A 292-nucleotide genomic window follows, 5' to 3' on the forward strand; every position below is an offset into this window, starting at 1 on the left:
ACGGGGGCTCGCCGCAAGCAGGCGCCCTTCGGCGTCGCGTACCTCATAAAGGAGCCGGCGTGACAGGTCATCGTCGCCGTCATCGTCGGACGCATGAAACCCATCTTCGGTGAGCGCCGCCAGATCATTGGTATCCACCAGCGTCAGTGTTCGAGCAGCCTGTTCGATGCGCGCGTCGTCCCATTCGCCGGCTTCATGGACGGCTTGCCTGTAACTTGAAACGAGGGCTGCCACCCAGACGACCGAGACGCTTGCCAGCACCAGTAGCATCAGGCGTTGACGGATTGACCCG

1 pseudogene is annotated in these 292 nt (G+C 62.7%); it reads right to left on the minus strand.

What is annotated here, in order from left to right:
• A pseudogene (locus P0D80_RS51575) lies at positions 1-285 on the minus strand (ATP-binding protein); the annotation flags it as partial.
• Positions 286-292 lie beyond the last annotated feature (7 nt).

The sequence above is a fragment of the Paraburkholderia sp. RL17-373-BIF-A genome (genome assembly GCF_046030175.1).
Taxonomy (GTDB): Bacteria; Pseudomonadota; Gammaproteobacteria; order Burkholderiales; family Burkholderiaceae; genus Paraburkholderia.